This window comes from Thiobacillus sp. (assembly GCF_024708915.1).
On the sequence record NZ_JANJXQ010000048.1, the window covers coordinates 22140 to 28436 of the forward strand.

8 protein-coding genes are annotated in these 6297 nt (G+C 63.9%); 4 read left to right on the forward strand and 4 right to left on the reverse strand.

Features of this window, described 5'->3' with window-relative positions:
• Positions 1-27: 27 nt before the first annotated feature.
• A complete protein-coding gene (locus tag Q0L94_RS03730; RefSeq protein WP_296750188.1) occupies positions 28-486 on the reverse strand; it encodes a DUF302 domain-containing protein in 459 nt (152 codons plus the stop codon).
• A gap of 95 nt (positions 487-581) precedes the next feature.
• On the opposite strand from Q0L94_RS03730, the gene Q0L94_RS03735 reads away from it, so the two are divergent.
• Positions 582-917 (forward strand): LysR family transcriptional regulator, encoded by a 336-nt coding sequence (locus Q0L94_RS03735; RefSeq protein ID WP_296750190.1) that lies wholly within the window; start codon positions 582-584, stop codon positions 915-917.
• A 29-nt stretch (positions 918-946) separates the two neighbouring features.
• Here the strand turns inward: Q0L94_RS03735 and Q0L94_RS03740 are convergent, their stop codons facing one another.
• A complete protein-coding gene (locus Q0L94_RS03740) occupies positions 947-2911 on the reverse strand; it encodes a U32 family peptidase (protein ID WP_296750191.1) in 1965 nt (654 codons plus the stop codon).
• A gap of 164 nt (positions 2912-3075) precedes the next feature.
• Positions 3076-3477, reverse strand: a complete 402-nt coding sequence (locus Q0L94_RS03745; protein WP_296750193.1) for a hypothetical protein — start codon at positions 3475-3477, stop codon at positions 3076-3078.
• 139 nt (positions 3478-3616) lie between these two features.
• On the opposite strand from Q0L94_RS03745, the gene Q0L94_RS03750 reads away from it, so the two are divergent.
• The 3 genes from Q0L94_RS03750 (at position 3617) to Q0L94_RS03760 (ending at position 5934) form a co-directional block, all read left to right on the forward strand.
• Positions 3617-4453 (forward strand): CAP domain-containing protein, encoded by an 837-nt coding sequence (locus Q0L94_RS03750; RefSeq protein ID WP_165594688.1) that lies wholly within the window; start codon positions 3617-3619, stop codon positions 4451-4453.
• A gap of 409 nt (positions 4454-4862) precedes the next feature.
• Positions 4863-5111 carry a hypothetical protein gene (locus tag Q0L94_RS03755; protein WP_296750194.1) on the forward strand — a complete coding sequence of 83 codons (249 nt, stop codon included), beginning with the start codon at positions 4863-4865 and terminating at the stop codon, positions 5109-5111.
• A gap of 79 nt (positions 5112-5190) precedes the next feature.
• Positions 5191-5934 (forward strand): class I SAM-dependent methyltransferase, encoded by a 744-nt coding sequence (locus Q0L94_RS03760; RefSeq protein ID WP_296750195.1) that lies wholly within the window; start codon positions 5191-5193, stop codon positions 5932-5934.
• 50 nt (positions 5935-5984) lie between these two features.
• On the opposite strand, the gene Q0L94_RS03765 is transcribed toward Q0L94_RS03760, so the two are convergent.
• On the reverse strand, positions 5985-6297 hold a 313-nt coding region (locus tag Q0L94_RS03765; protein ID WP_296750197.1), incomplete at its 5' end, for a hypothetical protein.

Consider the following 6297-nt stretch of genomic DNA (forward strand, 5'->3'; position numbering starts at 1 on the left):
CTGGCCGACGGCCCCGCAGTCAAGCGCTTACATCGCGTCCTTGATGATCTCGGTGAGCAGCGTCTCGACTTCACCGAGCGCCTTTTTCAGCGCCGGATTTTTCGTTACGGCCGGCTTGCGGTAGGCCATGTAGACCGTCTTGTCGCCGGGAATCGTGTACACCGCCACGCTGTAGGGGCACATCATGATCGCGTGCGGGTCGGCTTCCATCATCCTGCGCGAAATCGTGGCGCTGCAGAATTCGAACTGCTCGGCGTTGCCGTACACCTGCCGGGTCTCGCCGATATCCTTGCCGGTGCGCTCCAGCATCGCGGCAATCTTGTTGGTGTTGGTGATTTTCAGGCCCTTGCCCTCGATCGCTATCTGGAGCGAATCGCGCACATCCTCAAACGTCCCCTGGGTTTTGAACAGCACGCTGTAGCTTTCCGCGGCCAGCGCAGAAAACGGCAGACAGAGCAGCGCGCACACGGCAAGTGTTTTTTTCATGACAATCTCCTTCGATTAAGAACCTTATTTTTAGGTGCCTGCAGCGGGATGACAATGGTCGTTTGTTACGCCGCCGCTTTGTTAAACTGGAACCCATGAATTCCATGCTCAAGGCCGATGGCCGCTTCTGGCTGACTCTGGACGGCAGAAATTTCCTCGGGCGCGGACGCGTCGAACTGCTGCAGCGCATTCGCGAAACCGGGTCCATTTCCAAGGCTGCCAAGGCGATGAAAATGAGCTACAAGGCCGCGTGGGATGCCGTCGATGCAATGAACACCGCCTGGGGCAGCCCGATAGTCGAAAGTGGGCCTGCGGGAAGCCGCCTGACCGGGGATGCCGAACGGCTGATTGCGGCGTTTCAGAAGGCCGAGGCGCAGCATGCGGCATTCATGGCGAAACTGGCGGAAACGCTGCCGCAGCGTACGCCATAAGCACATTGCCGGGCCCACCGCCGGCCGGCTCATCCCTGCGCCCCGGCCGGATTGGCGCCGGTTTTATAAAATGCCAGCGGCACGCTGCGTTTGGCGATGGCCGGCTTCAGTTTCCCGACGACGTGCATTTCGCACGCCTTGCAGTCGAAACGCAGGGTGAGTTTTTCGCTGCCGTTGATCAGCGTCAGCGGGGCGGCGCGCAGCGTGCCCTGCACACCGGTGACGCCCTTGGCCTGCTTGGGGCACAGGGAGAGCGAATAGCGCACGCAGTGCCTGGTGATCATCAGCGAGACGTCGCCGGTTTCCTCGTGGCTCTCGTAGGCGGCGGCGACGACCCGGACACCGTGCTTCGCATAGAAGTCGCGCGCCTTGTGGTTGTAGACGTTGGCCAGGTAGCTCAGCGTGTCCTCCGGGTAAATCGCCGGCGGCTCGACCGCCTGCGCGCGCTGCGGACGCCGGTACGCCGCGGCACGCGCGGCTTCCAGCGCGGCGACGGCGTCGCGGCGCAAGGCATTGAGGCAGGACGCGGGAATGAACCAGGGCTGCGCCAGTTCCAGGGCAATCCCCGCTGGCGCGAAATGCGTGGCGCCGAATTTTCCCAGATGTTCGCGCAAGCTGGCCTCGGCTTTGGCCGCATCCCTGGCCGGCTCCTTGGCGTGCCGTGCCGTAGCCGTAACAGCGTGGCCGTCTTCGTCGGTCAGCGTCAGGGCAAAGCCCTCGGCGGTTTCGTTCAGCCGCAGCCATACGCCGATGCGGCGTTCGCTGGAGGACTTGTCGAGCAGGCGCATCCAGCTCATGTCGCGGTTGCGGTTGAGCGGCGTGCCCGCGCGCAAGTCCTTGCAGCCCGCCAGCGGGTCTTTCGGGTACACCCGCCACACCCCCTCGCCCACGTGCTCGGCGCGGTTGATCGCCAGCCCGGCCAGGTCTTTCTGCAAGGTGTAGTAACACAGGCCGTCGCCGTTGTTGAGCACCGTAGCGGGCGAATCGGTGTGCAGTTCGACCCATTTGTCGCCGACCTTGGCGACGTGGCCGATGGACAGGCCGGGGTTCTTCGGCGTGTCGAACGCGCCGATGTCGTCGCGGCGTCCGCCGACGAAGTAATCGGTGAATTCGCGGTTGAAGTTCTGCTCGGGGTCGGGGGTGAAGGAAAACGCGACGCGGCCTGATGACGCGCGCGCGAATTGCGGACGGCGCTCGATGATTTCATCGAGCAGCGTGCGGTAATGGGCGGTGATGTTCTTCACATAGCCCATGTCCTTGTAGCGGCCCTCGATCTTGAAGCTGCGGATGCCGGCATCGATCAGCGCTTCGAGGTTGCCGCTCTGGTTGTTGTCCTTCATCGACAGCACGTGTTTGTCGTGCGCGACGATGCGGCCGTCCAGGTCAGTGACCTGGTACGGCAGGCGGCAGGCCTGCGAGCAGTCGCCGCGGTTGGCGCTGCGTCCGGTCTGCGCGTGACTGATGTTGCACTGGCCGGAAAATGCCACGCACAGCGCACCGTGGATGAAGAATTCCAGGGTCGAATCCACTTCATCGTAAATCGCACGGATTTCCTGCAGGTTCAGCTCGCGCGCGAGGACCAGCTGCGAGAAACCGGCCTTGTCGAGGAACTTGGCCCGTTCCAGTGTGCGGATGTCGGTCTGGGTGCTGGCATGGATCTCGATGGGCGGAATATCCAGCTCCATGATGCCCATGTCCTGCACGATCAACGCATCGACGCCGATCTCGTAGAGCTGATGGATCAGCGTGCGCGCGGCTTCCAGCTCGTCGTCGTGCAGGATGGTGTTGAGGGTGACGAACACCCGCGCATGAAACAGGTGGGCGAATTTCACCAGCTCAGCAATGTCCGCCACGCTGTTCTCGGCATTGTGCCGCGCACCGAAACTGGGGCCGCCGATGTACACGGCGTCGGCGCCATGCAGGATGGCCTCGCGGGCGATGGTGACGTCGCGCGCGGGGGCGAGCAGTTCGAGGTGGTGTTTGGGAAGCGACATGAGCACAGACCGGCAATGAAACGAAGGCGCGCATTGTAATGGCTTGGCGCCGGTTTGGGTTTGGCCGCTGGGCGAGTGGGAGGAAGGTATGCCGGGCATGCCGTAAATGGATGCTGGAGCGTCCGGCGGACGTTTCTAAGCGGGAACGTTTGATGGCTAGGTATCTAGAGGCCACCCAACAGGTCATGCGCATCCAGCAGGCGCCAGGCGATTTCCGGGCGCTGTTGCAGGGCGCGGCGAATGGCGGCGGCGATGGCCGGGCGGGTCTTGCGGCACAGGCCGGGCTGGTCGGCGAAGTCGATGGCGATGCCGCGCATGCTGCGCACCTCGTTGTGCCCGGGGGCGATATCCACGCGGATACCCAGCTGCTCGAACATGCGTTGCTGCAGATGCTCAAGGTCGTCCAGGCTCTGCACCTTCTCCAAGCGCTCGAGCAGGCGCCGCTCCTCATGCAGGGTCAGCCGCAGAATGCGTGTATCGGCGCCCGGAGTTTGCAGCAACGCATCGCGCTGGCAGGTGCAAGTGCCGGGCGGGCAGGGCTGGCGGAGTGGCGGCGGGCTGTTCATGGCTTTCGATCATAGCCAAGCCGGCCTAACCCGCACAGCCGGCGAGCTGCGGGATGACAAGTGCGGCGACGTCGCGCACCATGACGTTCGCTTGCGCCATGGGCGTACCGTTTCGTCAGGGTTTTGCCGGAGAGCTGCCATGCGTGTTCTTTCATCCGTCCTGCTGTTCGCCACGCTGCTGTTCACCGGCTGGGCGGCTGCCGAAGAAGCGCAGCTGGTCGAGGCGATCAATGCCTATCGCAGCGAGGTGCAGCGCTGCGGCAGCAAGGCCAGCGAGGAACTGCCGCCACTCACGGCTGACACACGCCTGAATCTGCCGGCCATCGGTGCGGGCGATCTGCAGCAGGAACTGGCGCGTGCGGCCTATCCGATGATGACGGTGCAAGCCATCAGCCTGTCCGGGCCGCGAGATGCGCCGGCGGCGATGCAGGCGCTGCACGAGAGCTTTTGCCAGGTGCTGCTCGATCCGCAGTTCGTCGATATCGGCGTCAGCCGCGAGGGCCGCGACTGGCGCATCGTGCTGGCGCGGCCGCTGCTCGACGGGCGTCTGGGCGACTGGCAGGCCGAAGGCCAGAAACTGCTGGAGCTGATCAATACCGCGCGTGCGCAGCCGCGTCAGTGCGGCTCGCAATCCTTTGCCGCGGCGGCCCCACTTGGCTGGAACGCGACGCTCGGCGGCACGGCCGAAGCCCACAGTCGAGCGATGGCCAACCGTAATTTCTTCAGTCATCTGAGCGAGGACGGTCGCACGCCCGGCGACCGCGCCGAACTGGCCGGCTATACCGGCGGCGTGGTGGGCGAAAACATCGCTGCCGCACTGCCGACTCCGCGCCGGGTGCTCGACGGCTGGCTGGCCAGCCCCGGTCACTGCGCGAATCTGATGAACCCGCAGTACAGCGAATTCGGCGCGGCCTATGCGGTCGATCCGCAGAGCGACGCGGCGATCTACTGGACGGCGCTGTTCGGCGCGCCGTAAGCGGCGCGTAATCCAGCACGGGTGTGGCGCGCGCTCGGAACTCCGGCGGTGCCGGAAAAGCCTCGGCGGAATGGCGCTGGTACAACCCTCGCGCCGCTCACTGGACAATTCGCCCCGAGCGGCTTAAAAGGGCGCGCGGCGGCGTTTGGCGTCAGCCGTCTTTATTCAGAGTCAGGTGAACCGTGAGAAAGAAAAAACCCGTGGACCCCGTGCGGCAAGCCGAAAAGAACCGTGCACACCGGATTGGCTGGCTGATCGCCCTGGCCGGCATCGTGGTGGGCTTCGTGCTGGTAGCGATCAAGCAGGCTTGATCGCGCGTAGCCAGCGATTCTGCGTCGTCCTTTGGCTGTACGTTCAACAGGCGGACGGTTGGCGGCCCCGGCCTAGCTCAACCCAGGGAGGAATAACCATGCCGACTTATGACTATCGCTGCGAAGCCAATGGCCAGGTTTACGAGGTCCGCCATGCGATGGCGCTGCGCCCCAAGACCTGGGGTGAATTGCGAGAGGCCTGTGGGCTGGCCGAAGACGTGACGATTGCGGACGATGCGCCGGTGACCAAGCTGATGAGTGCCGCCGGGGTGGTGAATAGCCGGGTGTTGAAGAACCCCGAAGCACCGGCCTGCGCACGCGGTGGCTGCGCGGGAAACTGCCGCTGAGGTCGCCGCAGATCGCCGGGCGGTTTCGCCGGCCGCGGGATATGATGCGCGCCCCCTACGCTCCCGCTAACAGGTCACCATGCCCGGCGATGCCCTCTATACCGACTTGTCGGGTTACTACGATCTCATGTGCGCCGATATCGACTACGGCGCGCAAAGCCACTGTGTTCAGCGTCTGCAGCAGCTGTTCGGCAATGCCGGCAACAGGCATCTGGATCTCGCCTGCGGAACCGGGCCGCATGTGCGCCATTTCATCGATGCCGGCTACCAGAGCAGCGGTCTGGACATCAACCAGCCGATGCTGGACCGGGCGGCCATTCGTTGTCCCGAAGCCCGCTTCTCGTTGCAGGACATGTGTGGCTTTTCGTTGGACCAGCCAACCGACCTGATCACCTGCTTCCTCTATTCCATCCATTACAGTGGCACGCTCGAACGGCTCAAGCGCTGTATCGCCAGTGTGCATGACGCCCTCGCGGTCGGTGGATTGTTCTGCTTCAACGCCGTGGACAAGCGTCAGATCGACAACGCTTCGTTCGTCTCCCACAGCACGCGGCATGCGGAAGGTCTGTTCAGCTTCAGCTCTGGCTGGCATTACCCCGGCGACGGCGAGCGGCAGGCGTTGAAGCTGCGCATCGAGAGAACCGTCGACGGAAAAAGTCAGATCTGGCATGACGAGCACGCGATGGTGGCGCTCAGCTTCGCCGAGCTGATCGAACTGCTGCAGCCGAATTTCGAGGTGCATGTGCTCGAGCATGACTACGAGAAGCTCTTGCCCTGGAACGAGGCTTCAGGCAACGCGATTTTTGCCTGCGTGAAGATCTGAACCCAGCGTGCGCCGCCGTCCATGCGCTGTTGCGGAAGCGGCGATGACGATCAGTGCAGACGCCGGGCTGCGGTGAACGTTTCGATCAGGTGGTCGGCCTGCTCGGTCAGCTGATCCAGCAGCCGATCCCGCTGCTTTTCCGCATTGCTCATGGCTTTTTCGCCGTGCTGTTTCATCAGGTAGCTGTGAATCTGCCGTACCTCCTTCGACTGGAAGATCGGTGCCAGGTCCTGCACGGCCACCACGCCGGGGGATGCCTGGTTGCGGGTGTTCAGCACCACCTGCGGGCCACGCGCCGCCAAAGGCATGAAGCCCAGCGCCTCGAAGTACGGCACCTTGCCCGCCACGCACGCTACTTCGGCG

Bases quoted from the DNA above. Each gene is read 5' to 3' on its own strand.
- Q0L94_RS03730 (WP_296750188.1), bottom strand. From the start codon at position 486: ATGAAAAAAACACTTGCCGTGTGCGCGCTGCTCTGTCTGCCGTTTTCT.
- Q0L94_RS03735 (WP_296750190.1), top strand. From the start codon at position 582: ATGAATTCCATGCTCAAGGCCGATGGCCGCTTCTGGCTGACTCTGGAC.
- Q0L94_RS03740 (WP_296750191.1), bottom strand. From the start codon at position 2,911: ATGTCGCTTCCCAAACACCACCTCGAACTGCTCGCCCCCGCGCGCGAC.
- Q0L94_RS03745 (WP_296750193.1), bottom strand. From the start codon at position 3,477: ATGAACAGCCCGCCGCCACTCCGCCAGCCCTGCCCGCCCGGCACTTGC.
- Q0L94_RS03750 (WP_165594688.1), top strand. From the start codon at position 3,617: ATGCGTGTTCTTTCATCCGTCCTGCTGTTCGCCACGCTGCTGTTCACC.
- Q0L94_RS03755 (WP_296750194.1), top strand. From the start codon at position 4,863: ATGCCGACTTATGACTATCGCTGCGAAGCCAATGGCCAGGTTTACGAG.
- Q0L94_RS03760 (WP_296750195.1), top strand. From the start codon at position 5,191: ATGCCCGGCGATGCCCTCTATACCGACTTGTCGGGTTACTACGATCTC.